Origin of the sequence: Paraburkholderia sp. XV (genome assembly GCF_020177535.1) — a bacterium.
Lineage (GTDB): Bacteria > Pseudomonadota > Gammaproteobacteria > Burkholderiales > Burkholderiaceae > Paraburkholderia > Paraburkholderia caribensis.
This window is the reverse complement of record NZ_JAGUUD010000126.1, coordinates 1-22143: the sequence shown is the minus strand read 5'-3', so window position 1 is coordinate 22143 and position 22143 is coordinate 1. Positions and strand designations below refer to the sequence as shown.

The window sequence follows — 22143 nt, the reverse complement described above, 5'->3', positions numbered from 1 at the left end:
AAAACCCAAAACCCAAAACCCAAAACCCAAAACCCAAAACCCAAAACCCAAAACCGCGGACGGCGAGCGCAAAGCAAAAGCCCGCGCCCAGCAGTCGCAGACAAAGCCAGCCACGACGCCGCCCAAGAGCAACGCTCGCACCGCGAAATCCCCCGCGTACGCGGGCAAAAAACACCCAACCCCAGATCACCTTCCGTGACGGCTGAACAGCCGACGATGACGCCCCTCTGCCCCGGCATCCGCCTCATCACCCCCAATCCAACCGAACTCCACCCGCGTACGCGTAAAGAACACATGCACATTCGCCGCCCGCACGATCTCCAGCAGTCGATCCGCGTCAGCGTCGGTGGCCGCGAGGATCACCTGCTGCGGCTGGTCGCCGAGCGAGAGTGCATGCGCAGCATGAAGAGCACCCGCATGCCCGACGCCCTGCGCGCAACTGATCACCGTCGCGCCGCGAATCCCAAGCCCACGCGCCTCGTGCAGCAGCCATTCGCACACGGTCTGATGACCGTGCCGCCGGTTGCGCTCAGTGCAGAAAGTCAATTGACAGCCGTTCATCGCTACGCCCGCGACGCCGAAGCCGACGGCGCCCTGGCGCCCGCATGGCTCACGTGATGCCGTGCATATTCGACCGCTTCGATCAGCACGGAGGCAATTTCACCCACGCGCTCGCGCGGTATCCGTATCTCGACCCATTCGCGCATCGCCGAGCGGCCATACGGCTGGAAGGCGAACGCACGGCCCGTGTCGACCAGCATCGCAGCGCGCTCGGCAGGCAGCTTGATGCCAATGCCGCTGCCGTACACGCAAAACGCGAGATTCGAGCCGACGAACGCAGCCGGGCAGCCGAACATCGCCCCCGCGTGCACCGTCGGGTCCTTGTCCTGAACGTAAGCGAACACCGCATCGAACAGTCCGACATCATGCAAGAGTCTTGGCTCTGTTTTCATCGCGTTTCTCCTGTCGCCCGGATTCGCGTTGCACCGCTAGCGGCCAGGGCGGTAAGCGTGTGCATCGCTGTGTGCGTCAGACGTGAACCAGATTACGCGCATTCACGGGACAGCGCTGCCGAGCACCTCGTAATCGACTGCGCAGCGCGTATAGAAAAGCGGCACGTCGCCTTGCCGCAGGCGCTCGAGCAGCGCATCGACCCGCGCGCTTTCTCCCGCCAGCGTGATGGCGACAGGCTGTTCGGCAAGCTCGACAAAGCGCGCCGCATGATATTTGCCGTGCACGTCCACGCATTCGCTGACTTCGAACACCGTCGCGCCCTGGATGCCCGCTTGCCGCGCTTCGTCGAGTATCCAGCCGACTGTCGTCTGATGGTGCTTGCGCGGGCCGGTCGTGGCCGCGAACACGGTGAGCTGGCTGCCTTGCATGCCGACCTCCATGCGCTGCGCGCTGACGTGTGAAAACCATTATCGCGCTGTGCACGCGCGCGCGACAGTCTCGCAAGAGCGATGCCCGCCTGCGTTGCGAAGCGTCATGGCTATGGCACGAAGCGACCTCCATTGACCTCCATTCGATGCGGCAGTGCATCATGGACACGATCATTTGCTCGCGCGTAAATGAATCGTTCACAATGAGACTCTTCATACTGCAAATACCGATATGACCGACCCAACGCCCCATGTGCCACATGTTCATCACGCTGCCTCGGAAGGCTATACGAAGGGCGCGGATACTTACGTCAAAGGCCGTCCCGACTATCCGCCCGAACTGGCAGGCTGGCTGAAAGGCGAGCTGGCGCTAGGCCCGGGCAAGACGGCCGTCGATCTCGGCGCGGGCACGGGCAAGTTCACGCCGCGTCTCGTCGAAACGGGCGCGAGCGTGATTGCCGTCGAACCCGTCGCGCAGATGCGCGAAAAAATCGCCGCTGCGCTGCCGCAAGTCGACGTGCGCGAGGGCACCGCGCAATGCTTGCCATTCGCCGACGCATCCATCGATGCCGTGCTGTGCGCGCAGTCGTTTCACTGGTTCGCGACGCCCGCCGCCCTTGCCGAGATTCGCCGCGTGCTGAAACCGGGCGGTCATCTCGGGCTCGTGTGGAACGTGCGCGATGCGCGCGTGCCGTGGGTCGAGCGGCTCGACGCGATCGTCAACGCGCGCGAAGGCGATGCGCCGCGCTATCACACGGGCGAGTGGCGCAAGGTATTCCCGTCCGAGGGTTTCGGCAATCTGGAAGAACGGCACATGCCGCACGGACATACAGGGTCCGTCGAAGATGTGATCGTGACGCGCGTGCACTCGACCAGCTTCATTCTCGCGTTGCCGCCTGAAGCGTGGGCGCAGGTCGAACGCGAAGTGCGCGCGCTGATCGCATCGGAGCCGGCGCTCGCCGCGCACGATACGGTGACCGTGCCTTATGTGACGTACGCGTTCCGGTTGACGCGCGTGGGTTAGTGCTTGCGCACCAGCGCATCGACGAGTGCGAACGCCGTCTGCCGGAGTTTCTTCGGATCGCCGTAGACGCGCTCCATCACCGCGATGCCACGCGTCGTCGTGACGATCAGGTTGGCCGCCTGCTGCGGCGGCAGCGTCAATTGCGCGCGCGCTTCTTTCGTGTCGAGCACGCTCAGGAGGGCCGCTTCGAGCGCGTCGAGCATGGCCTGCAACGCCTCGCGCGGACGCGGCGAGTCAGGTTCGAGCTCGACAGCGGTTTTCGTCGACAGACAGCCGCGCGTGGGCGTGCCCTGCGAGATCGAGCGGATCGCGAACGTGAAGAACGACGTCAGCGCGTCATGCAGATCGGGCTTGTCGAGCGCCTTGCGCGCGTCCGCGACGAAACGCTGCGCATAGCGTTCGAACACGCGTATGAAGATCTCTTCCTTGTCGCCGTATGCGTTATACAGCGAGCCGCGCTGCACGCCCGTCGCCTCGGCGAGGTCCAGCATCGACGTGGCGCGAAAGCCTTTGCGCCAGAAGACATCCAGCGCGTGTGCGAAGGCGTCGTCTTCATTGAACTGACGAACTCCTGCCATGGTTTGCCTCGGTCCTCGAAATGCTCAAAGCCGTATTTTGACACCGTTGGCTAGAATGCACAAAAATGCGGACATCAGCGCGCGCGTTCGCGTTCGTCGATGAAACCCTTTAGCGTCGCCAGCGTGTCGGCGTCGTCGATCGGCTTGTCGGTGCGCCAGCGCAGCATGCGCGGAAAGCGCACGGCCACGCCCGATTTGTGACGCGGACTCGCCTGAATGCCTTCGAAGCCGAGCTCGAACACGAGCGTCGGCGTGACGCTGCGCACGGGGCCGAACTTCTCGACGGTGGTCTTGCGCACGATGGCATCGACCTCGCGCATCTCCTCGTCGGTGAGGCCCGAGTACGCCTTCGCGAAGGGCACGAGCGTGCGCACGCCGTCAGCCTCGTCCCAGACGGCGAACGTGAAGTCCGTGTACAGGCTCGCGCGGCGGCCGTGGCCGCGTTGCGCGTAGATCAGCACGGCATCGACGGCGTAGGGGTCGATCTTCCACTTCCACCAGGTGCCCGACGCCTTGGTTCGCCCCACGCCATACATCGACGCGCGCTCCTTCAGCATCAGCCCTTCGACGCCGCGCGCGCGGCTCTCGTCGCGCATCGTGGCAAGCGTGTTCCAGTCGGTCGCGTCGACGAGCGGCGACACGCGCAGCAGGTCTTTCGCGAGCGTGCCTGCGAGCGCCGCGCCCAGCGCATCGAGCCGGGCACGCCGTTCGTGCAGCGGCTGCATGCGCAGATCGTCGCCGTTCGCTTCGAGCAGGTCGTAGGCGAGAAAGGTGGCGGGCGATTCGGCGAGCACGCGCTTCGTCAGCGACTTGCGTGTGATGCGCGGTTGCAGCCGCGCGAACGGCAGCGGCGCGAGCGCGCCGGGGTCCCAGGCGAGGATTTCACCGTCGAGCACGGTGCCGTCGGGCAGCGTCTCGCCCAGCGCGACGACTTCCGGAAAGCGGTCCGTGATCAGGTCTTCACCGCGCGACCACACCCATACGCGGCCATCGCGTCTCACCACTTGTGCGCGGATGCCGTCCCACTTCCATTCAGCGAACCACGATGACGGCTCGCCGAGCGTCGCGGGATCGGCCTGCAAGGGATGTGCGAGAAAAAACGGGTAGGGCAGGCCCAGTTCGCTTTCATGGCGGTTATGCGCGGCTTGCGCATCCTCGCTTGCGTCGCCGGAAGGCGCGGGTGCGATCAGGCGCAGATAGCGCGCGGCGTCGGGCGGCTGGCGCGAATCGGTCCAGCCGACCATGCGCTGCGCGATCAGCTTGTGATCGACGCCTGCGACATCGGCGAGCGCGCGCACCACGAGTTGCCGCGCCACGCCGACACGAAACCCGCCACCGATCAGCTTCGTCAACAGAAAGCGGCCACTCCAGTCGAGTTCGTCCCAGTACGCGACGAGCCGCTCGCGCAGCGCGTCCGGGGACGCGCCACGCAGCGTCAGGATGCGCTCCTCGATCCACTGGGTGAGGCCAAGCTCCGAGGTGCGCGCGGCGGGCGGCAAGACATGCGCGATGGTTTCCGCGAGATCGCCGACGGCCTGATACGACTCTTCGAACAGCCACTCGGGCAGGCCGGCGCGCGTGCGCGCGATGTCGGTCAGCAGACGCGTCGGCACCGACTGGCGCGGCTTGCCGCCCGCGAGAAAATACGACGCCCACGCGGCGTCTTCGGGCGGCGTGGCGTGGAAGTAGGTGGTCAGCGCGTCGAGCTTGTCGCGCGTCGATGTCGTGGCATCGAGCGCTGTGTAGAGCGTGGCGAAGCGCTTCATGATGTTTCGGGCGTCGATACGTCGGGCGTCGATACGTCGGGCGTCGATACGCCGGGCGTCGATACGCCGGGCGTCGATACGCCAGCGCTCATGGCAGGTTCGCCTTCGCTGGCCGCTGCTGCGTCTGCTTCGATTGCGTCGTCGCCATACTCGGTTGCGAATGCGCCTGCTTCGAGGCCTTGCTCGCGCAGCCAGCGCACCATCGGCTCGACCTGTCCATGCGTGACGATCACGCGCTGCGCGCCCGTCGCGGCGATGGCCGTTTGCAGGCCGGGCCAGTCGGCATGATCGGACAGCACGAAGCCGCGATCGACGCCGCGCCGACGGCGCGTACCGCGCAGGCGCATCCAGCCTGACGCGAACGCGTCGCTGTATTCGCCGAAGCGCCGCAGCCACGCGCTGCCCTGCGCGGACGGCGGCGCGATCACGAGCGCCTGCCGGAACGCCTCTTTCTGCTTCGCGGGAATTTCGCTGACGAGGCGCACGGGCGGCAGCGCGACGCCCGCGGCGCGATATGCGCGATTCAACGGATCGACCGCGCCGTGACAGAAGATCGGCCCGATGCCCGCATCGATCCCCGCGAGAATGTGTTGCGCCTTGCCGAACGAATAGCAGAACAGCACGGAGGCGCGACCCGTGGCCGCGTTGTGGCGCCACCAGCTGTCGATGCCGTCGAACACCGTTTGCGGCGCGTCCCAGCGATAGATGGGCAGACCGAAGGTGGACTCGGTGATGAACGTATCGCAGCGCACGGGCTCGAACGGCGCGCAAGTGGGATCGGCGTCGAGCTTGTAGTCGCCGGATGCGACCCACACTTCGCCGCGATATTCGACGCGCACCTGCGCCGAGCCCAGCACATGCCCCGCCGGATGCAGCGACACGGCGACGCCATTGATCGTGATGCGCTCGCCATATGAGAGCGTCTGCAACGCGATGCCCGGCAGCCGCGATTGCAGCACCAGGGCGCCGGGTTCAGCGGCGAGATAGCGGCGATGCCCAAAGCGTGCGTGATCGGCATGGGCATGCGTGATGACCGCGCGCTCGACAGGCCGCCACGGATCGATATGGAAGTCGCCTGGCGGGCAGTACAGGCCTTCGGGACGCGCGACGATCAGGTCTGTCTGTTGGCTCAAGGCTTGTCTCCGCAAAGGAACAGGCGGTGTCGGCAGGCGTGCGCCCGTGCATCAATGGACTCGCGCGACACGGCGGAAGTTCATCGCGCGCGTCGACGCAAGCGGGCGCGGCAAACGGCAAACGCGAAGCGCCCCGGCGTCGGGACGACGCCGGGGCGCGTGAACAGCCGCCGTTTCCTATGACCCGATGGGCATTACTGTCCGCCCTGGTTCGTGCCGTTCGTGCCCGGCTGCGTCGTGCCGTTCTGCTGCATGGTGCCTCGTTGCTGCATGGTGCCGTTGTGCGAACGGTTCATGCCTGCGCTGTTCGGCGTCGAACCCGTGCCTGTGCCCGTGCCGCCGCCTGTCGCAGTCGTGCCCGGCGTGCCGTAGCCGCTGTCGGTGGTGCTGCCGCGCTGCATGCGGTTCACGCCCGCGCCGGGCGTTGCCACGCCGCCTGCGCCGCCCGCGTTGCCGCCGCCCGCGCCCACACCGTTGCCGGACGAACCGCCGCCCGCGCCGTTACCGCCGCCAGCAGCGCCGCCGCCTGCTCCTTGCGCATAGACACCGCCAGACAAAGCCATGACCAGGGCAGTAGCAAGTACCTTCTTCATCGCGCGTTTCATGGTCGAACCTCCCAGATGGTTTGATCGTCACGAGTCGGTGCTGTTGGCCCGCCCGTGCATCCACTAGCGCAAACCCCGTGCCCCGCTAGCTGCGCGGCCGACTCGTCGTGAGTCACTTCCGTCTGGAACGGTGCTTGCGTAGAACCATCGACGACACAGGCGCAGACGCCCCACGCGTCGCGCGGCTTTCACGCAAAGGAGTTCCATAGATGGCAAACAGGCAGCGTAACCAGCAACCTTCCGCGCCGGCGGAAGATCTCAAGTCGAAGGATCTCGAACGCTCTCGCGTGCGTCCGCAAAACGAAGCGCTGCGCACGAACCAGGGCGTGAAGATCGCGGATAACCAGAACACGTTGCGCGCGGGTCCGCGCGGTCCGTCGTTGCTGGAAGATTTCATCATGCGTGAAAAGATCACGCACTTCGACCACGAGCGCATTCCCGAGCGCATCGTGCATGCGCGCGGCTCGGCCGCACACGGCGTGTTTCAGGTGTACGAACCGATGGCCGAATACACCAAGGCTGCCTTTCTACAGGACCCATCGGTGCAAACGCCCGTGTACGTGCGCTTTTCCACCGTGCAGGGCCCGCGCGGTTCCGCCGATACCGTGCGCGACGTGCGCGGTTTCGCGACGAAGTTCTACACGTCGGAAGGCAATTACGACCTGGTGGGCAACAACATGCCGGTGTTCTTCATTCAGGATGCGATCAAGTTTCCGGACTTCGTGCATGCCGTGAAGCCCGAAGCGCCGAACGAAATGCCGACGGGCGCTTCGGCGCACGACACGTTCTGGGACTTCGTGTCGCTCGTTCCCGAGGCCACGCACATGGTGTTGTGGACCATGTCGGACCGGGCGATCCCGCGCAGCCTGCGCACCATGGAAGGCTTCGGCGTGCATACGTTCCGCTTCATCAACGCGCAGGGCAAGATGCGGTTCGTGAAGTTCCACTGGCGGCCCGTGCTCGGCTCGTATTCGCTGCTGTGGGACGAAGCGCAAAAGCTCGCGGGCAAGGACCCGGATTTTCACCGGCGCGATCTGTGGGAAGCGATCGAACGCGGCGACTATCCGGAATTCGAACTGGGCGTGCAGATCATCGAAGAGAAAGATCAGGATTCGTTCGGCTTCGATCTGCTCGACCCGACCAAGCTCGTGCCAGAAGAAATCGTGCCCGTGAAGATCATCGGCAAGATGACGTTGAACCGCAATCCCGACAACTTCTTCGCCGAAACCGAGCAGGTCGCGTTCCATCCGGGTCACGTCGTGCCGGGCATCGATTTCAGCAACGACCCGCTGCTGCAAGGGCGGTTGTTCTCGTACACGGATACGCAGATCAGCCGGCTTGGCGGCCCGAATTTCCATGAGATTCCCATCAATCGGCCCGTCAGCCCGAACGTCAACAATCAGCGCGACGGCATGCACAGGCAGACGATCAACGTCGGCCAGGCTTCGTACGAGCCGAATTCAGTGAGCGACGCGTGGCCGAAGGAGACCGATCCCGCTGCGAAGGATGGCGGCTTCGAGAGCTACGCGGAGCCGATGGAAGGCACGAAGATCCGCGTGCGCAGCGAGTCGTTCGCCGATCATTTCTCGCAGGCTGCACTGTTCTATCAAAGCATGAGCGACGTCGAGAAAGAGCATATCGCGCTCGCATATCAGTTCGAGCTGGGCAAGGTGACCAGGCCGGAGATCCGCGCGCGCGTGGTCAATGAGATTCTCGCGAACTTCGACGCGGGCCTCGCGGCGACAGTGGCCGAAGGCCTCGGCCTGCCGAAGCCCGGCAAGGGCGCGCGGGCAGTGGGCAAGCAAAAGCCCTCTCCGGCGTTGAGCCTGCTGAACCGGGGCGTGCCCGGCATCAAGACACGCAAGATCGCGGTGCTCGCGGCGCCGGGCAGCGATGGCGCCGCCATCAAGAGCGTGCAGGCGGCGCTGAAGTCGCAGGGCGCGACGCCGTTGCTGGTCGCGCCGACACTCGCGCCCATCGACGGCATGAACCCCGATGCGACGATCTCCGGCATGCCGTCGATCATGTTCGACGGCGTGGTGGTCGTGGGCGGCGCGCAGGGCGCGAAAGCGCTCGCACAGTCGGGCGACGCGCGCCACTTCGTGCTCGAGGCGTTTCGGCATCTGAAGGCGATCGCGGCAACGGGCGCGGGCAAGGACGTGCTGAGCGCGTCGCATCTGCCCGAGAAAGGCGAGGGCGTGTTCATCGGTGACGACGGCAAGGTCGAGGCGGTGTTGAAGCCGTTCATCGAAGCGGTGGGGCAGCATCGCGTGTGGGGGCGCCGGCAGATGGCGGAGAGCGTGCCTGCCTGAAGAAAGCGTCCACCGCTCAGGCGTGGAAACGCCGTTGCTGCAGCCTGCAGCAACGGCGTTTTTATCGAACGAGAGGCGACGGCGGCTAAGGGCTAAAGGCTAATGGCTAAGGGCCAGGGCCTAACGGCGCATCGAAGGCGAGCCCTCGCGCTCGACGGCCTGCAAGCGCCAGAACCCCGCGACGGCGTCGGGCCGCGAGTGCGAGATCCACGTCGCCTGGCCTTGCGCCGACGTCATGTTGCCGTGCCGGTCGACGCGCACGCCATACAGCGTGACGAGCGGTGCTTCGCTGCCGCGCGCGCACAGCGACATGACGTGTCCGTCCTCGCGCACCTCGCCCGACGACGGCAGCTCGACACCGCGTCGGTCCTGCGAGGTCCACGCGTGATTGATCGTGTCGAGCCACAACACCGCGTAGTCGTGATTGACGGTCGGGTCGGATGTATTGATGAGAATCGACAGACGCATGAAGCCTCCATGTCCGCATGATGGCAGCCGCCGGGGCCGCGCGGCCGGCCAATGGCTGTCGCCGGATAAAGCAACGCCTGTTCCAGGTTTTGGGATTCGCCCGCGTTCGCGGTGCAGCAAGGCCCGCTGTCAGAACGCGTGTTGTTGCGCCGCACGGTGTTCTGTACAAACTGCACGGTGGCGTTGCCGTTTTTACGCGGCATCCTGATTCGCGGCGCATCGCGATGCCGCGTGCGAAAAAACGTACACTCATTGTATTAGCGGGAACGGCCTTCTTCATGCGGCGCAGCAGAGAACGGTCCGTCATTCAGCAGTCGTTGCACAGGAGACAGCATGGATCTGTTCATGTCGATGGAGGCGTTCGTGCGGGCCGCCGAGGCCCAGAGCTTCGCGAGCGCCGCGCGCCAGCTGGGCGTGGCGAAATCCGTCGTCACGTCGCGCGTGAAGCAGCTCGAAGAGCACTTCGGCGTGCCGCTCTTTCATCGTTCGACGCGCGCGGTGCGTCTGTCGGAGATCGGCGAGACCTATTACCGGGAATGCGCCGAACTCGTCAACAAGGTCCACGATCTGTCCGGCCGCTCGGTCGCGCAGCACGAGTCGCTGGCGGGCACGCTCAACGTGCATGTATTGCCGGGTTTCGCGCTTGGTCATTTCTCGCGCGCGCTGATCGAGTTTCGCGAGGCGCACCCGCGCATCGAGTTCGTCGTGACCGTCAACGACCGCGTGATCGACCCCGTGCAGGAAGGCTTCGATCTCGCGTTGCAGATCTATCCGCCCGCGTCGAATCTGCTCGTCGAACGGCGGCTCTTTCCCGTGCGCGGCGTGCTGTGCGCGGCGCCCGGCTATCTGAAGGAAGAACCCGTCATCGAAACGCCGCTCGATCTGCTGCGGCACGATTTCGCGCGTTACTCGTACTACCCGTGGGGCGACAAGTGGCCGCTGATGAAGGGCAACGAATGCTTCGAAATCGCGTTGAATCCGGTGCTGAAAACCAATAGCGTGCACTTGCTGCTCGAATTCGCGCGAGCGGGCGCAGGGGTCGTCTATCTGCCGACGATGGTCGCCGCCGCCGACCTGCTCGAACGCCGGCTGGAGCGCGTGCTGCCCGATTACGCGGCGCCGCCGCTGTGGCTGTCGGCCGTGTACCCCGCGTCGCATCGCTCGACGGCGAAGGTGAAGGCGTTCGTCGACTTCCTGCGCGGACGTTATCTGCGCGAGCCGCAATGGGACAAGGCGCTCGGCATCGCACCCGACGACGAAGATACGAAGAGCGTCGGCGAGGAACTCGCCGACCAGTGAGCGCGGCACTGCCCATGCTGCCCGCACGGCCCTTCGCGCAGGCCTGAACGACGCCGCCAGGTAATTTCCCTGGGGTCTTCGGCCCGCACCCAGCGTTCTGATTTGCCGAACCTCGGATCATTGCTGTTGCGCCTCCCGGCACTTACTCTTGCGTCCATGGAATCACGCAAGACGACAGAATCAACGCAGATTCAAGGAGGCAGACATGCAGCAGACCTGGTTGGGGAGTCTCGACAACTACCGTAAAGGCTCCATCGAAATCATCGAGGGCAAGCCCGAGCACTACGCGATGTCGAATGTGTTCGAAGTCGCGAGCCATGCCGCGCCGTACGAGAAGATCGTGGTCGGCAAGAACCTCAAGTACGTGATCGAAACGCTGCGCGCGGAAGGTGTGTCGCCGTGGTTCACGGCATCGCACGACGAGTTCTGCGTCGTGATGGACGGCGAGATCGACGTGCATTTCATCAAGCCTTCGGACGGCCCGCTCGTCGATGCGCAAACCGAGGGCAGTGTGCGGCTCGACGGCACGCCTTCCGGCAAGAGCATGGGCTTCGTGCGGCTGCGCCGCGGCCACCAGGCGCTGTTGCCCGCGGGCGCCGCGTATCGCTTCGAGACGGCAGGACAAGGTGTGCTGCTCGTGCAGACCATTCTGGGCCGCTATTCGGTCGAGAAGTGGAAAGACATCTGCATTCAGTAACGCACAACCTTTTCTGGGTGGGTCATGAGCACAGTCAACACGGTTCAAAACGTCTGCGCCGGCGAGCCGGATGCCGCTACGGGTTATCGCACCTTCCGCCTCGGCGATTTCGAGTTTTCACGCGACGCCTACTTCGTCACCGTCAAGTGGCCCGCGAAAGGCGAACAGCGCTCGCATCAGATGCACGCCGACGACTTCCTGCGCGCGATGATGCGCGACGTCGCGTGGGGCTTCTTCTACGGCTGGGTCAATTTCGACGATGTGATCGGCACGCGCAATCACTACGGCAAGGTCGACATGTATGCGGGCGCGTATAACGCGAGCTTCCGCGACGCGGATGTCGATCATACGCAGCAGTTCGATACGCCCGTCATCATGGCGACCTTCAAGGCGATTCTGCGTGACTGGGTCAACGAAGGCTTCGATCCGTTCGCCGCGCCGGAAGAGACGGGTTCCGCATTCGGCGCGAAGCATGGCGACAACATCGCGGCGATCGAACGCACGCGCATCGCGACGAAGCGCATGCCGGGACTGGAAGGCGATTCGCCGCTGCGCGACGATTTCCCCGTCAACCGGCAATTCGCCGATGTCGCGCAAGACGAGCCGGAGATTCACGCCGCGCCCGGCTTCGAAAAGGAACTGCATGCGTTCAGCCTGTTCAAGTATCTGTCGCGCTCGGATGTGACGTGGAATCCGTCGGTCACGTCGGTGTGCAAGCAGAGCCTGTTTTGCCCGACCACGGAAGAATTCGTGCTGCCCGTGTTTCATGGCAATGATCGCGTCGAGTGGTTCCTGCAACTGTCGGATCAGATCATCTGGGATGTCGCCGACAAGGACACGGGCGAGCCGCGTGCGCGCATCACGATGAACGCCGGCGACATCGCCGCGATGCCCGCCGATATCCGCCACAAGGGCTATTCGCAGAAGCGTTCGATGCTGCTGGTGTGGGAAAACGCGACGCCCGATCTACCGAAGCGGTACGAGAGCGGTGAACTGCCGCCGTATCCGATTCAGCTCTAAGCACTTCCTCTGGCGATCTCCGATACACGGCGCCGGCTAGCCGGCGCCGCGGGGACGCTCACGCCCAAACGCCTCATCGAGCAGGACTGACATGCAAACGCAACTCTTCATCGACGGCCGCTTTGTGCCATCGCTTTCGGGCGAAACACTCGCCACGCTCAACCCTCACGACAACTCGGTGATCGCCGAGGTCGCGATGGCGAATCACGCCGACGTCGATCGCGCCGTCGCCGCGGCGAAAGCGGCGTTCCCGAAGTGGAGCAAGATGGCGGGCGCCGAGCGCGGGCGTCTGCTGCTCAAGCTCGCCGATGCGATCGAAGCGAATGCGGACCGGCTCGCACGCCTCGAATCGATCGACACGGGCCATCCGATCCGCGACACGCGCCATCTCGACGTGCCGCGCACGGCAGCGACGTTCCGCTATTTCGGCGGGATGGCCGACAAGTTCGAAGGCTCGGTGATTCCCGTCGAGCAGGGCTTTCTGAACTACCTGACGCGCGAGCCCGTCGGCATCGTCGGGCAGGTCGTGCCGTGGAATTTCCCCCTCATGTTCACCAGCTGGAAGATGGCGCCCGCGCTCGCAGCGGGCAATTGCGTGATCATGAAACCCGCCGAACTCACGCCGCTCTCAAGCCTGGCCATTGCCGAACTGATGGCCGAAGTCGGCTTTCCGGCAGGCGTGGTCAATATTCTGCCGGGGCTCGGGCATGTCGCGGGCCAGTACATCGCCGAACATCCGGAGATCGGCAAGGTCGCATTCACCGGCTCGACGGCCGTGGGGCGCAAGATCGTGCAGGCGTCGAGCGGCAACCTGAAGAAGGTGCAGCTCGAACTGGGCGGCAAGGGCGCGAATATCGTGTTCGGCGACGCGAATATCGATGCCGTCGTGCAAGGCTCCGCGTTCGGCATCTTTCATAACCAAGGGCAGGCGTGCATCGCCGCGTCGCGGATGATCGTGCATGAGTCGGTCGCGGACGAGGTGCTGGAGAAATTCGTTGCGCTCTCGCGTTCGATCCGCATCGGCGATCCGCTCGATCCGTCGACGGAAATGGGCCCGCTGACGTCTCGCCAGCATCGCGATCGCGTGCTGTCGTATGTCGATATCGCGCGCGAGCAGGGCGGACGCGTGCTGTCGGGCGGCAAGTCGCCGGACAACACGGCGCTCGCGAATGGCTGCTATGTCGAGCCGACCATCGTCGAAGCGAAGCCGACTGACCGCGTGTCGCAGGAAGAAGTGTTCGGGCCGTTCATGAGCGTGACGACGTTCCGCACCGACGAAGAAGCGCTCGCCATTGCGAACGGCACGGAATACGGCCTCGGTGCAGGCCTGTGGACGCGCGATCTGCAACGCGCGCATCTGATCGCACGCGAGATTCATAGCGGTATGGTGTGGGTCAACTGCTATAAGCGCGTGAGCCCGGGTTCGCCGTTCGGCGGCGTCGGCGCGAGCGGTTATGGGCGCGAAATGGGCTTCGAAGCGATGCGCGAGTACACTCAGGCCAAGTCGGTGTGGATCAATGTCGATGCGCAGATCCCGCCTTATTATCCGCGCTGAATTGTGCTGAATCGCTAACGACATGGAACCGTTCGTCTATCAGGGCTTGCCTTCGCGCGTCGTATTCGGCGTCGGCAGCCTGGATCATCTGGACCGCGAGATCGAATTGCTCGGCGCGCAACGCGCCATCGTGCTGGCGACGCCGCAGCAGCGCGCACAGGCCGAGCAACTCGCGCAGCGCATCGGGCCGCGCGCGGCGGGCGTCTATGCCGAAGCCGTGATGCACGTACCCGTCGAAACGGCGCGCGCGGCGTGCGAATATGCGGCGCGTGTCGGCGCCGATTGCGCGATCGCCATCGGCGGCGGTTCGACGACGGGCCTTGGCAAAGCAATCGCGCTCGAAACGTCGCTGCCCATCATCGCGATTCCGACCACGTACGCGGGTTCCGAAATGACGCCGATCTACGGCCTCACGGAAAGCGGCGTGAAGAAGACGGGCCGGGACTTGCGCGTGTTGCCGAAGACCGTCATCTACGATCCGTCCTTGACCGTATCGCTGCCGCCCGCGCTTTCGTTGACGAGCGGCATCAACGCGATCGCGCATGCCGCCGAAGGCCTCTACGCGCAGGACGCCAATCCCATCATGAGCCTGATGGCGGAAGAGGGCATACGCGCGTTGGGCGAAGGCTTGCCGCGCGTGATGAAGACGCCTGACGACCTCGATGCGCGCGGCGCGTGTCTCTATGGCGCATGGCTGTGCGGTGCGGTGCTGGGCAGTGTCGGCATGTCGTTGCATCACAAGCTGTGTCATACGCTTGGTGGCACCTTCAATCTGCCGCATGCCGAGACCCACACGATCGTTTTGCCGCACGCGCTCGCCTACAACCGCGCGGCAGCGCCGCACGCGATGCAGCGTATCGCCCGCGCCCTGCATGCCGACGACGCTGCGCAAGCCGTGTACGATCTCGCGCGCGACAACGGCGCGCCGATTGCGCTGAAAGACATCGGCATGAAGCAAGGCGATATCGACATCGCGCTCGATCTCGCGTTGAAGAGCCCGTACTGGAATCCGCGTGCAGTGGAGCGCGAGCCGCTGCGCGCGTTGCTGGAAAATGCATACGAAGGACGCACGCTCGCATAGCGCGGGCGGTACATCCGTCAAGCAGCAAACGACACAACGCGCGCCTACAGAGCGTGAGGACATCATGAGAGAGACAAACGGTAACTCCGCAATTCACCCCACTACCGACATCGTGCTCGCCACGCTTTCGGGCTGCGCCGACGCCCGCCTGAAAGAGATCATGACGGCACTCATCAGGCACGTGCACGCGTTTGCCGAAGAAGTGCAACTGACAGGCGACGAATGGCGGCGCGGCATCGAGTTCCTCACGCAGACGGGCAAGCAATGCGACGGTATCCGGCAGGAGTTCATTCTGCTGTCGGACACGCTCGGCCTGTCGATCATGCTGGACGCGATTCATCGCCGGCACGACGTGACGGAATCCGCCGCCACGGAGCACAGCCTGCTCGGGCCGTTCTATCGCGAGGGCGCGCACGACGAAGCGTTCGGCGCGAACATCGCCCGCACGGAAGGCGAGCCGGCGCTGTTTCGCGGGCGGCTGATCGACGAATCGGGCAAGCCTGTGCCGGACGCGCTGATCGAAGTGTGGGAGACGGCCAATAACGGCATGTACGAAGGACAGGACCCTGACCAGCCGGAGAGCAATCTGCGCGGGCGCTTCCGCTCGGGGCCGAACGGCGAGTACGCGTTCCGTTCGATCAAGCCGACGCCCTATCCGATTCCGACGGACGGTCCCGTCGGCCAGATGCTGCTCGCGCTCGGCCGTCATCCGATGCGGCCCGCGCACGTGCATTTCCTGATTCAGGCGCCTGGCTACGACACGCTGACCACGGCCCTGTTCAGTTCTGACGACCCGTATGTCGATTCGGATGCGGTGTTCGGCGTGAAGCCTTCGCTCGTGGTCGACTATGTGACGAACCCGAGCCGCGCCGATGCGAAAGAGTGGGACTTGCCGAGCCCGTTCTTCGACGTGCAGCGCGACTTCGTGCTGACGCGCTCAGACGGAGCGGCGTGATGATGACGGCAACGGCGTTATGTCCGCTCGATGACATCCCCGATGGCGGCGGCAGGCAGGTCGCGCCCGCGGCAGGGGGCGAGGCTGCCATCGTCGTGCTGCGCCGCGGCGATCGTGTGTGGGCCTATCGTAATGTGTGCCCGCACTTCTCGATCCCGCTCAACTACGAGCCGGACACTTTCTGGACCTATGACAGCGAGCATCTGATGTGCGCGCACCACAGCGCGATGTTCCGCTTCGAGGACGGCGTGTGCGTCGACGGGCCTTGCCTTGGCGCGGCGTTGACGCGCGTGCCCGTGCGGGTCGAAGCGCGGATGGTGATCGAAAGTCAGGAACACAAGGATGTTTGACAAAACCGCGCGCGTAGCCGCTGGAACGTCGGATCGGGCAGAGTAACGGCGTGGCGGGGCGGTATCTGCTATCGTTCGCGTCTATGCTACCCATCATCTCGGTCTCGAATCTGTCGAAGACATACGCATCGGGTTTTCAGGCCCTCAAGCGTATCGACCTCTCCATTCGCCAAGGCGAAATCTTTGCATTGCTCGGGCCCAACGGCGCGGGCAAGACCACGCTCATCAGTATCATCTGCGGCATCGTCAATGCGAGCGAAGGCACCGTGACCGTCGACGGCCGCGATATCCGCAACGACTACCGCGCCGCGCGCTCGCTGATCGGACTGGTGCCGCAGGAACTGACCACGGATGCGTTCGAAACCGTCTGGGCGACAGTTTCATTCAGCCGCGGCCTGTTCGGCAAGCCGAAGAATCCGGCCCATATCGAGAAGGTGCTGCGCGACCTGTCGCTGTGGGAGAAGCGCAATAGCCGCATCATCCAGTTGTCGGGCGGCATGAAGCGGCGCGTGCTGATCGCCAAGGCGTTGTCGCACGAGCCGCGCATCCTGTTTCTCGACGAGCCGACAGCGGGCGTCGACGTCGAATTGCGGCGCGACATGTGGAGGCTCGTACGTTCGCTGAGTGCGAACGGCGTGACGATCATCCTCACCACGCATTACATCGAAGAAGCCGAAGAGATGGCGGACCGCATCGGTGTGATCAACGGCGGCCAGATCATGCTCGTCGAAGACAAGGTGGAGTTGATGCGCAAGCTCGGCAAGAAGCAGTTGACGCTGCAGCTCGAAACGCCGCTCGCGAGCATTCCGGCGTCGCTTTCGCACTATGGGCTGGAGCTTGCGAACGACAACGGCGAGCTGATCTATACCTACGACGCCGAACGCGAGAAGAGCAGCAGCATCGTCGCGCTGCTCAACGACCTCAGCGAAGCGGGTATCCGCTTCAAGGATCTGCATACCACACAAAGCTCGCTCGAAGACATCTTCGTGAGTCTTGTGCACAAGCAACAACAAGAGGAGAGCGTGCGATGAACCTCCATGCCATCCGCGCCATCTACCGCTTCGAAATGGCGCGCACCGGGCGCACGCTGATGCAAAGCGTGATCGCGCCCGTCATTTCGACATCGCTCTATTTCATCGTGTTCGGCTCCGCGATCGGCTCGCGCATTCGCGAAGTGGAAGGCATCAGCTACGGGTCGTTCATCGTGCCGGGGCTCATCATGCTGTCGCTGTTGTCGCAGAGTATTTCCAATGCGTCGTTCGGCATCTATTTTCCGCGCTTCACGGGCACCATTTACGAGCTGTTGTCCGCGCCCGTGTCGTATCTGGAGATCGTGATCAGCTACGTCGGCGCAGCGGCGACCAAGTCGATCATTCTCGGTCTGATCATTCTGGCCACGGCGGGTCTGTTCGTGCCGTTGCAGGTGCAGCATCCCGTCTGGATGATCGCGTTTCTCGTGTTGACGGCCGTCACCTTCAGTCTGCTCGGCTTTATCGTTGGTATCTGGGCCGACAACTTCGAGAAGCTGCAACTCGTGCCGCTGCTCATCATCACGCCGCTGACGTTTCTCGGCGGCAGTTTCTATTCGGTCGCGATGCTGCCGCCCGCGTGGAAAATCGTTACGCTGTTCAACCCGATCGTCTATCTGATCAGCGGCTTTCGCTGGAGCTTTTTCGGGCTGGCGGATGTCAGCGTCGGCATCAGTCTCGGCATGACTGCGTTGTTTCTTTGCATCTTCCTTGCGGTGATCGCGTGGATATTCAAAACGGGCTATCGCCTGAAGTCGTAGTAGGATGATCGTCGTTGGCGCTAAGCCGACATGGGAGCGGGCTGCCGGTCGTCCATCGCAGCCGTTCGATATCGCAGCATGGCGCTATAGGCGAGACGCGAGCGACAAATGGCAACGACGCAATCACGACCGCTCGGCGCATTCGCCGGGCACATCCGCAAGAACGAGATCGAGCTCACCGAGCGCTGGATGAAAGCGGTATTCAGCGACGTCGAGCTGACGGAGCCCGATCGGCTGACGAACGAGCAGTTGACGGACCACGTTCCCGACATTCTCGATTCCATGTGCCGCGCGCTCGAGCAGCAGGACCTCGAAGAGCTCGAGTCCGAGATCGAGCGCAAGGCAAAGCTGCACGGCAAGATGCGCTGGAAACAGGGCTACCGCATCGACGAGCTCGTGCGCGAACTCGATCTGTTCCGCCAGGTGCTGATGGGCGCTGTCGTGCAGTACGCGGAGGGGCATCCCGCCTTTACGCGGCGTCATGAAGAACGCGCGCGTTATTTCATCGACGAGGCGATCAGCTTCGTCACGCTGACGTCGATACGCGAAGTCGTCACGGAGCGCGATCGCAAGATCGACGACTATACGGGGCGGCTGGAGCGCGCCAATCACGAATTGCTCCTCAAGCAGAAGCTGGTCGGCGAACTCTACGAGTCGCGCATGCAGATTACGCGCAGCGTCGTGCACGATCTGCGCAACTTTCTGAATGTGTTTTCGATGGCGTTGCAGCTCGTCGCGCGCGCGCCGTCGAAAACCGAGGCCGCGCTCGCGCTCGCGAACCGGCAAGCCGCCGACATGAAGGTGTTGGTGGACGAACTGGTCGAGTATTCGGTCGTGCTCGGCGACACGAATCAGGTCGCTGTCGAAACCGTCGATCTGCACGCGCTGTTCGACGAACTGGTCGCTTCATGCGGCCCGGCGATCCGCGAGAAGGGACTCAAGCTGAATCCCTCGTTCGACGGGCAACTGGCTTCCGTGCAGTCCAACCGCCTCAAGCTCAAGCAGATCGCGATCAATCTGCTGACGAATGCATCTAAATACACGAACGCGGGCGAGGTCACGCTGGAAATGAGGGCGCGCGGCAACGACGCCTGGTGTCTGCGCGTGTCGGATACGGGCGTGGGTATCGGCGCGTCGGATCGCGACCGTGTGTTCAAGGAGTTCGAGCGCGCCAATGACGACGACGTGCCCGGCGCGGGTCTCGGCCTCGCGATCGTCAAGGAGTTGTGCCGCATGCTCGACGGCGAGTTGCGCTTCGATTCGCAGCGCGGCGTCGGCACGACGTTCGAGATCACCTTTCCGATGCAGCTGCCGCCTGCGGAAACAGCAGGCGCGCCGAAGTTCTAGCGCAATAAAAAAGGCCGGGCAGCGATGCCCGGCCTTCTTCAAACTGCGGTGCTGAAATCGGCTCAGCCGAACAGCTTCATCGCCTGCAGCAGCGTGTTCACCACGCCCCACGTCAGCGGAATCAGCACATACACCCAGAACACGGCCAGCAGACCCTTGTTCGTCGGATGAGGCGTTTGCGTCGACATTGTGTTTCTCCTTGGTCCGACCTTATTTGGCGGCCGCGAGTTGCGCGTCCGTCATGTGATGCTTTTCGTGCACGTGCTTGACGAGCAGGTTGCAGATGAAGCCGATCACCAGCAGCACCGTCATGATGTGCACGGTCATCGTGTACGCGTCCGCTTTCGCGACGCCATGCGCGACCTGATACGCACGGATGTAGTTGACGAGCACGGGGCCCGCGACGCCCGCTGCCGCCCACGCCGTCAGCAGACGTCCGTGAATGCCGCCGACGAATGCCGTGCCGAACATGTCCGCGAGGTAGGCGGGCACGGTCGAAAAGCCGCCGCCGTACATCGACAGGATCACGCAGTAGCACAGCACGAACAGCGCGATGTTGCCCGACGACGCGAAGCTCGGCACGAGCCAGTACAGCACGGCGCCCAGCGCGAAGAAGATGAAGTACGTGTTCTTGCGGCCCACGTAGTCCGACGCCGAGGCCCACACGAAGCGGCCGCCCATGTTGAAGAGCGACAGCAGGCCGACGAAGCCCGCGGCTGCCGCGGCGCTCACCGTGTCCTTGAAGCTTTCCTGGATCATCACGGAAGCCTGGCCGAGAATGCCGATGCCGGCCGTCACGTTCAGGAACAGCACCAGCCAGATCAGATAGAACTGGGGCGTCTTCAACGCCTGGTCGATGTGCACGTGGTTGCGCGTGATCATCTTCTGGGTCGTGGTGGCGGGCGGCGTCCAGCCGGCCGGCTTCCAGTTGGCGGGCGGCACGCGGATCGCGAGTGCGCCGATCGACATCGAAATGAAGTACGCGATCCCCAGCACGATGAACGTTTCAGCCACGCCGATGCTCGTGGCGCTCTTGAAGTGGTTCATCAGCGCGACGGACAGCGGGGCGGCGATCATCGCGCCGCCGCCGAAGCCCATGATCGCCATGCCCGTCGCCATCCCGCGACGGTCCGGGAACCAGCGGATCAGTGTCGACACGGGCGACACGTAGCCGAGCCCGAGCCCGATTCCGCCGATCACGCCATAGCCGAGATACAGCAGCGCGATCTGATGCGTCCATACGCCCAGTGCCGAGACGATAAAGCCGCCGCCGAAGCAGCACGCGGCCGTGAACATGGTGCGGCGCGGGCCGACTTTTTCGAGCCATTTCCCCGCAAACGCCGCCGACAAGCCAAGGCAGACGATCGCGAGCGAGAAGATCCAGCCGAGCGTGGTCAGCGACCAGTCGTCCGGCGCTGACTGCGTGATGCCGATGACTTTGGTGAGCGGCCCGTTGAACACGGAGAACGCATAGGCCTGGCCAATGCACAGGTGCACGGCGAGGGCGGCAGGCGGCACCATCCAGCGGGAAAAGCCAGGTTGGGCGATCGTTGCCTGTTTTGAAAAGAATGATGGCGAGCTGGCGTTACCGCCGGGCTCAGTGATGCTGCTCATGGTCGGTCTCCGATCGGGCTGAACGTCTGGTTATCGGTTGCAATTGCCGAAACTTGAGGTAGCGCAACTTTTAGAAGATATGTTGGGCTGCAACATATTAAAAACGTGCTACCGGGGGCCAAATTCGGCAATGGCGAGACGATAGGTGCCCGGGACCCGCTTGGCAATATGAGAATTAAGTACATATGGAAACGGCTGCGACCGTTGTGCATAGCGGGATACAGCGATTTCAAGCGGCATGCCGCCGCAGGCGACCGCGTGACGCAGTTCGGCAGCGCATTCATTTCGGGGTGGAATCGGTACGGGCGTGCAGTTTGCTGCGTTAGCACATGGAAAGGCCCGCACGCGCTTTTTCGAGATGGCAATCGGCCTTGTTTTGCTGTTGACGAACCGTTCTAAAAGTACAATTCTCAGCCCAGGAAAAAAGTACAGTAAGCGCTCTGACGACCAGCCGTGGCGGTTCCGGGCATGGCGTGCTACGTTTGGATTGTTGTCGCCGCTGAACAACTGTGTCTGATATACCACATACAAGATACTTGATTTTTTCCGCGACGCAGCATATGATTGAGTCATCCAATCACTCAATGACCGGAGCATCAAATGGATTTCGTGTCGCTCGCATTCTTCGCCGTCGCTGTCGTGGGCCTGGGTTCGGCCGCAACCGTGCTGCTGACCCGGTGGATTCCCCAGCATGTCGCCGAGCTGGCATCGAAGCATGGCCGCTACGTGGGTCTCGAAGCCGCCACGGTGCGTGAAGCAACGCCGTACCGCGCGCGCGTCGAAGCCGCGATGAACGCGGTTGGCTCGTCGAACTAAGCAGTGTCCACACCCGCACTGAATCTGCCTCTGGCGCTGCAACCCATCGGTAACAGCGCCAGCCTCCGCGATCAGGCCTACGCGTTATTGCGTCAGGCCATCGCGGATGCGGACATTTACGCGTCGAGCGAAGAGATTCGCCTCGACGAGCGCGCGCTGAGCGAATCGCTGGGCGTGAGCCGCACGCCCGTGCGCGAGGCGATGACGCTGCTGGAGCAGGAAGGTTTTCTGCGCATGGTGCCGAGGCGCGGCATCTATATTGTGCGCAAGAGCAAGCGTGAGATCGTCGAGATGATCCAGATGTGGGCCGCGCTGGAAAGCATGGCCGCGCGTCTCGCCACGCTGCACGCCA

General features: G+C 63.7%; 26 protein-coding genes. 15 read left to right on the top strand and 11 right to left on the bottom strand.

The features are described 5' to 3' along the window. Positions 1-199, top strand: a 199-nt coding sequence (locus tag KFO72_RS35650; protein ID WP_225034059.1) for a hypothetical protein, incomplete at its 5' end; no start/stop codon positions are given. On the opposite strand, the gene KFO72_RS35645 is transcribed toward KFO72_RS35650, so the two are convergent. From KFO72_RS35645 to KFO72_RS35635, 3 genes are all read right to left on the bottom strand, one after another. Further along, positions 187-561 carry a DUF190 domain-containing protein gene (locus tag KFO72_RS35645; protein ID WP_054932580.1) on the bottom strand — a complete coding sequence of 125 codons (375 nt, stop codon included), beginning with the start codon at positions 559-561 and terminating at the stop codon, positions 187-189. The genes KFO72_RS35650 and KFO72_RS35645 overlap by 13 nt on opposite strands. A 2-nt stretch (positions 562-563) precedes the next feature. Then, a complete protein-coding gene (locus KFO72_RS35640) occupies positions 564-953 on the bottom strand; it encodes a hypothetical protein (RefSeq protein ID WP_036000954.1) in 390 nt (129 codons plus the stop codon). Between the two features lie 102 nt (positions 954-1055). Then, a complete protein-coding gene (locus tag KFO72_RS35635; RefSeq protein WP_225034058.1) occupies positions 1056-1382 on the bottom strand; it encodes a DUF190 domain-containing protein in 327 nt (108 codons plus the stop codon). A gap of 232 nt (positions 1383-1614) precedes the next feature. On the opposite strand from KFO72_RS35635, the gene KFO72_RS35630 reads away from it, so the two are divergent. Then, positions 1615-2406 (top strand): class I SAM-dependent methyltransferase, encoded by a 792-nt coding sequence (locus tag KFO72_RS35630; protein ID WP_054932579.1) that lies wholly within the window; start codon positions 1615-1617, stop codon positions 2404-2406. On the opposite strand, the gene KFO72_RS35625 is transcribed toward KFO72_RS35630, so the two are convergent. The 4 genes from KFO72_RS35625 to KFO72_RS35610 form a co-directional block, all read right to left on the bottom strand. Then, positions 2403-2984 carry a TetR/AcrR family transcriptional regulator gene (locus KFO72_RS35625; protein ID WP_054932578.1) on the bottom strand — a complete coding sequence of 194 codons (582 nt, stop codon included), beginning with the start codon at positions 2982-2984 and terminating at the stop codon, positions 2403-2405. The genes KFO72_RS35630 and KFO72_RS35625 overlap by 4 nt on opposite strands. Before the next feature lie 74 nt (positions 2985-3058). Continuing rightward, positions 3059-4750 carry an ATP-dependent DNA ligase gene (locus KFO72_RS35620; RefSeq protein WP_225034057.1) on the bottom strand — a complete coding sequence of 564 codons (1692 nt, stop codon included), beginning with the start codon at positions 4748-4750 and terminating at the stop codon, positions 3059-3061. Then, positions 4747-5883 carry a ligase-associated DNA damage response exonuclease gene (locus tag KFO72_RS35615; RefSeq protein WP_225034056.1) on the bottom strand — a complete coding sequence of 379 codons (1137 nt, stop codon included), beginning with the start codon at positions 5881-5883 and terminating at the stop codon, positions 4747-4749. Before KFO72_RS35615 ends, KFO72_RS35620 begins: the two co-directional genes overlap by 4 nt. A gap of 194 nt (positions 5884-6077) precedes the next feature. Further along, positions 6078-6488, bottom strand: a complete 411-nt coding sequence (locus KFO72_RS35610; RefSeq protein WP_225034055.1) for a hypothetical protein — start codon at positions 6486-6488, stop codon at positions 6078-6080. Between the two features lie 209 nt (positions 6489-6697). Between KFO72_RS35610 and katE the strand changes: the two genes are divergently transcribed. Then, entirely contained in the window at positions 6698-8800 is a 2103-nt protein-coding gene (gene katE, locus KFO72_RS35605; protein ID WP_107203923.1) for a catalase HPII, read from the top strand. A gap of 120 nt (positions 8801-8920) precedes the next feature. Here the strand turns inward: katE and KFO72_RS35600 are convergent, their stop codons facing one another. Then, positions 8921-9268 carry a DUF3564 family protein gene (locus KFO72_RS35600; protein ID WP_007735625.1) on the bottom strand — a complete coding sequence of 116 codons (348 nt, stop codon included), beginning with the start codon at positions 9266-9268 and terminating at the stop codon, positions 8921-8923. A gap of 333 nt (positions 9269-9601) precedes the next feature. On the opposite strand from KFO72_RS35600, the gene KFO72_RS35595 reads away from it, so the two are divergent. The 10 genes from KFO72_RS35595 (at position 9602) to KFO72_RS35550 (ending at position 19361) form a co-directional block, all read left to right on the top strand. Then, on the top strand, positions 9602-10567 hold the full coding sequence (locus tag KFO72_RS35595) for a LysR family transcriptional regulator (protein WP_054932571.1): 966 nt from the start codon (positions 9602-9604) through the stop codon (positions 10565-10567). Between the two features lie 205 nt (positions 10568-10772). Next, positions 10773-11264 carry a hydroxyquinol 1,2-dioxygenase gene (locus tag KFO72_RS35590; RefSeq protein WP_225034054.1) on the top strand — a complete coding sequence of 164 codons (492 nt, stop codon included), beginning with the start codon at positions 10773-10775 and terminating at the stop codon, positions 11262-11264. Positions 11265-11288: 24 nt separating this feature from the next. After that, positions 11289-12284 (top strand): hydroxyquinol 1,2-dioxygenase, encoded by a 996-nt coding sequence (locus tag KFO72_RS35585; protein WP_225034053.1) that lies wholly within the window; start codon positions 11289-11291, stop codon positions 12282-12284. Positions 12285-12375: 91 nt separating this feature from the next. Continuing rightward, positions 12376-13839, top strand: a complete 1464-nt coding sequence (locus KFO72_RS35580; RefSeq protein WP_054932568.1) for an aldehyde dehydrogenase family protein — start codon at positions 12376-12378, stop codon at positions 13837-13839. A gap of 22 nt (positions 13840-13861) precedes the next feature. Further along, the gene (locus tag KFO72_RS35575) at positions 13862-14920 is read left to right on the top strand and encodes a maleylacetate reductase (RefSeq protein WP_225034052.1); all 1059 of its coding nucleotides are present in this window, start codon (positions 13862-13864) and stop codon (positions 14918-14920) included. A 64-nt stretch (positions 14921-14984) separates the two neighbouring features. Further along, positions 14985-15875, top strand: a complete 891-nt coding sequence (locus KFO72_RS35570) for an intradiol ring-cleavage dioxygenase (RefSeq protein WP_107203928.1) — start codon at positions 14985-14987, stop codon at positions 15873-15875. Continuing rightward, positions 15872-16225, top strand: a complete 354-nt coding sequence (locus tag KFO72_RS35565) for a Rieske (2Fe-2S) protein (protein WP_054932566.1) — start codon at positions 15872-15874, stop codon at positions 16223-16225. The genes KFO72_RS35570 and KFO72_RS35565 overlap by 4 nt, the downstream gene beginning before the upstream one ends. 83 nt (positions 16226-16308) lie before the next feature. Then, positions 16309-17256, top strand: coding sequence for an ABC transporter ATP-binding protein (locus KFO72_RS35560; RefSeq protein WP_060603560.1), 948 nt, complete (start codon positions 16309-16311; stop codon positions 17254-17256). Further along, the gene (locus KFO72_RS35555) at positions 17253-18014 is read left to right on the top strand and encodes an ABC transporter permease (RefSeq protein ID WP_054932564.1); all 762 of its coding nucleotides are present in this window, start codon (positions 17253-17255) and stop codon (positions 18012-18014) included. The genes KFO72_RS35560 and KFO72_RS35555 overlap by 4 nt, the downstream gene beginning before the upstream one ends. Before the next feature lie 108 nt (positions 18015-18122). After that, the gene (locus KFO72_RS35550; RefSeq protein ID WP_062916261.1) at positions 18123-19361 is read left to right on the top strand and encodes a sensor histidine kinase; all 1239 of its coding nucleotides are present in this window, start codon (positions 18123-18125) and stop codon (positions 19359-19361) included. Positions 19362-19423: 62 nt separating this feature from the next. Here KFO72_RS35550 and KFO72_RS35545 read toward each other — a convergent pair whose 3' ends face one another. The 3 genes from KFO72_RS35545 to KFO72_RS35535 form a co-directional block, all read right to left on the bottom strand. Then, on the bottom strand, positions 19424-19549 hold the full coding sequence (locus KFO72_RS35545) for an MFS transporter small subunit (RefSeq protein ID WP_036000996.1): 126 nt from the start codon (positions 19547-19549) through the stop codon (positions 19424-19426). A gap of 22 nt (positions 19550-19571) precedes the next feature. Further along, positions 19572-20975, bottom strand: coding sequence for an OFA family MFS transporter (locus KFO72_RS35540; RefSeq protein ID WP_054932562.1), 1404 nt, complete (start codon positions 20973-20975; stop codon positions 19572-19574). 108 nt (positions 20976-21083) lie between these two features. Then, a complete protein-coding gene (locus tag KFO72_RS35535) occupies positions 21084-21548 on the bottom strand; it encodes a hypothetical protein (protein WP_225034051.1) in 465 nt (154 codons plus the stop codon). Between the two features lie 27 nt (positions 21549-21575). Here KFO72_RS35535 and KFO72_RS35530 point away from each other — a divergent pair, with 27 nt between their 5' ends. Then, complete coding sequence (locus tag KFO72_RS35530; RefSeq protein ID WP_054932561.1) at positions 21576-21791, top strand: hypothetical protein; 216 nt, start codon at positions 21576-21578, stop codon at positions 21789-21791. Positions 21792-21815: 24 nt separating this feature from the next. After that, the coding region (locus KFO72_RS35525; RefSeq protein ID WP_225034060.1) for a GntR family transcriptional regulator at positions 21816-22143 on the top strand (328 nt) is incomplete at its 3' end.

Excerpts from the sequence above, each read along its gene's own strand:
- KFO72_RS35580 (WP_054932568.1), top strand. The coding sequence starts at position 12,376 with ATGCAAACGCAACTCTTCATCGACGGCCGCTTTGTGCCATCGCTTTCG.
- KFO72_RS35630 (WP_054932579.1), top strand. The coding sequence starts at position 1,615 with ATGACCGACCCAACGCCCCATGTGCCACATGTTCATCACGCTGCCTCG.
- KFO72_RS35540 (WP_054932562.1), bottom strand. The coding sequence starts at position 20,975 with ATGAGCAGCATCACTGAGCCCGGCGGTAACGCCAGCTCGCCATCATTC.
- KFO72_RS35635 (WP_225034058.1), bottom strand. The coding sequence starts at position 1,382 with ATGCAAGGCAGCCAGCTCACCGTGTTCGCGGCCACGACCGGCCCGCGC.
- KFO72_RS35585 (WP_225034053.1), top strand. The coding sequence starts at position 11,289 with ATGAGCACAGTCAACACGGTTCAAAACGTCTGCGCCGGCGAGCCGGAT.
- KFO72_RS35550 (WP_062916261.1), top strand. The coding sequence starts at position 18,123 with ATGGCAACGACGCAATCACGACCGCTCGGCGCATTCGCCGGGCACATC.
- KFO72_RS35575 (WP_225034052.1), top strand. The coding sequence starts at position 13,862 with ATGGAACCGTTCGTCTATCAGGGCTTGCCTTCGCGCGTCGTATTCGGC.
- KFO72_RS35560 (WP_060603560.1), top strand. The coding sequence starts at position 16,309 with ATGCTACCCATCATCTCGGTCTCGAATCTGTCGAAGACATACGCATCG.
- KFO72_RS35640 (WP_036000954.1), bottom strand. The coding sequence starts at position 953 with ATGAAAACAGAGCCAAGACTCTTGCATGATGTCGGACTGTTCGATGCG.
- KFO72_RS35590 (WP_225034054.1), top strand. The coding sequence starts at position 10,773 with ATGCAGCAGACCTGGTTGGGGAGTCTCGACAACTACCGTAAAGGCTCC.
- KFO72_RS35625 (WP_054932578.1), bottom strand. The coding sequence starts at position 2,984 with ATGGCAGGAGTTCGTCAGTTCAATGAAGACGACGCCTTCGCACACGCG.
- KFO72_RS35620 (WP_225034057.1), bottom strand. The coding sequence starts at position 4,750 with ATGAAGCGCTTCGCCACGCTCTACACAGCGCTCGATGCCACGACATCG.
- KFO72_RS35570 (WP_107203928.1), top strand. The coding sequence starts at position 14,985 with ATGAGAGAGACAAACGGTAACTCCGCAATTCACCCCACTACCGACATC.
- KFO72_RS35535 (WP_225034051.1), bottom strand. The coding sequence starts at position 21,548 with ATGACTCAATCATATGCTGCGTCGCGGAAAAAATCAAGTATCTTGTAT.
- KFO72_RS35645 (WP_054932580.1), bottom strand. The coding sequence starts at position 561 with ATGAACGGCTGTCAATTGACTTTCTGCACTGAGCGCAACCGGCGGCAC.
- KFO72_RS35600 (WP_007735625.1), bottom strand. The coding sequence starts at position 9,268 with ATGCGTCTGTCGATTCTCATCAATACATCCGACCCGACCGTCAATCAC.
- KFO72_RS35595 (WP_054932571.1), top strand. The coding sequence starts at position 9,602 with ATGGATCTGTTCATGTCGATGGAGGCGTTCGTGCGGGCCGCCGAGGCC.
- KFO72_RS35610 (WP_225034055.1), bottom strand. The coding sequence starts at position 6,488 with ATGAAACGCGCGATGAAGAAGGTACTTGCTACTGCCCTGGTCATGGCT.
- KFO72_RS35530 (WP_054932561.1), top strand. The coding sequence starts at position 21,576 with ATGGATTTCGTGTCGCTCGCATTCTTCGCCGTCGCTGTCGTGGGCCTG.
- KFO72_RS35555 (WP_054932564.1), top strand. The coding sequence starts at position 17,253 with ATGAACCTCCATGCCATCCGCGCCATCTACCGCTTCGAAATGGCGCGC.
- katE (WP_107203923.1), top strand. The coding sequence starts at position 6,698 with ATGGCAAACAGGCAGCGTAACCAGCAACCTTCCGCGCCGGCGGAAGAT.
- KFO72_RS35545 (WP_036000996.1), bottom strand. The coding sequence starts at position 19,549 with ATGTCGACGCAAACGCCTCATCCGACGAACAAGGGTCTGCTGGCCGTG.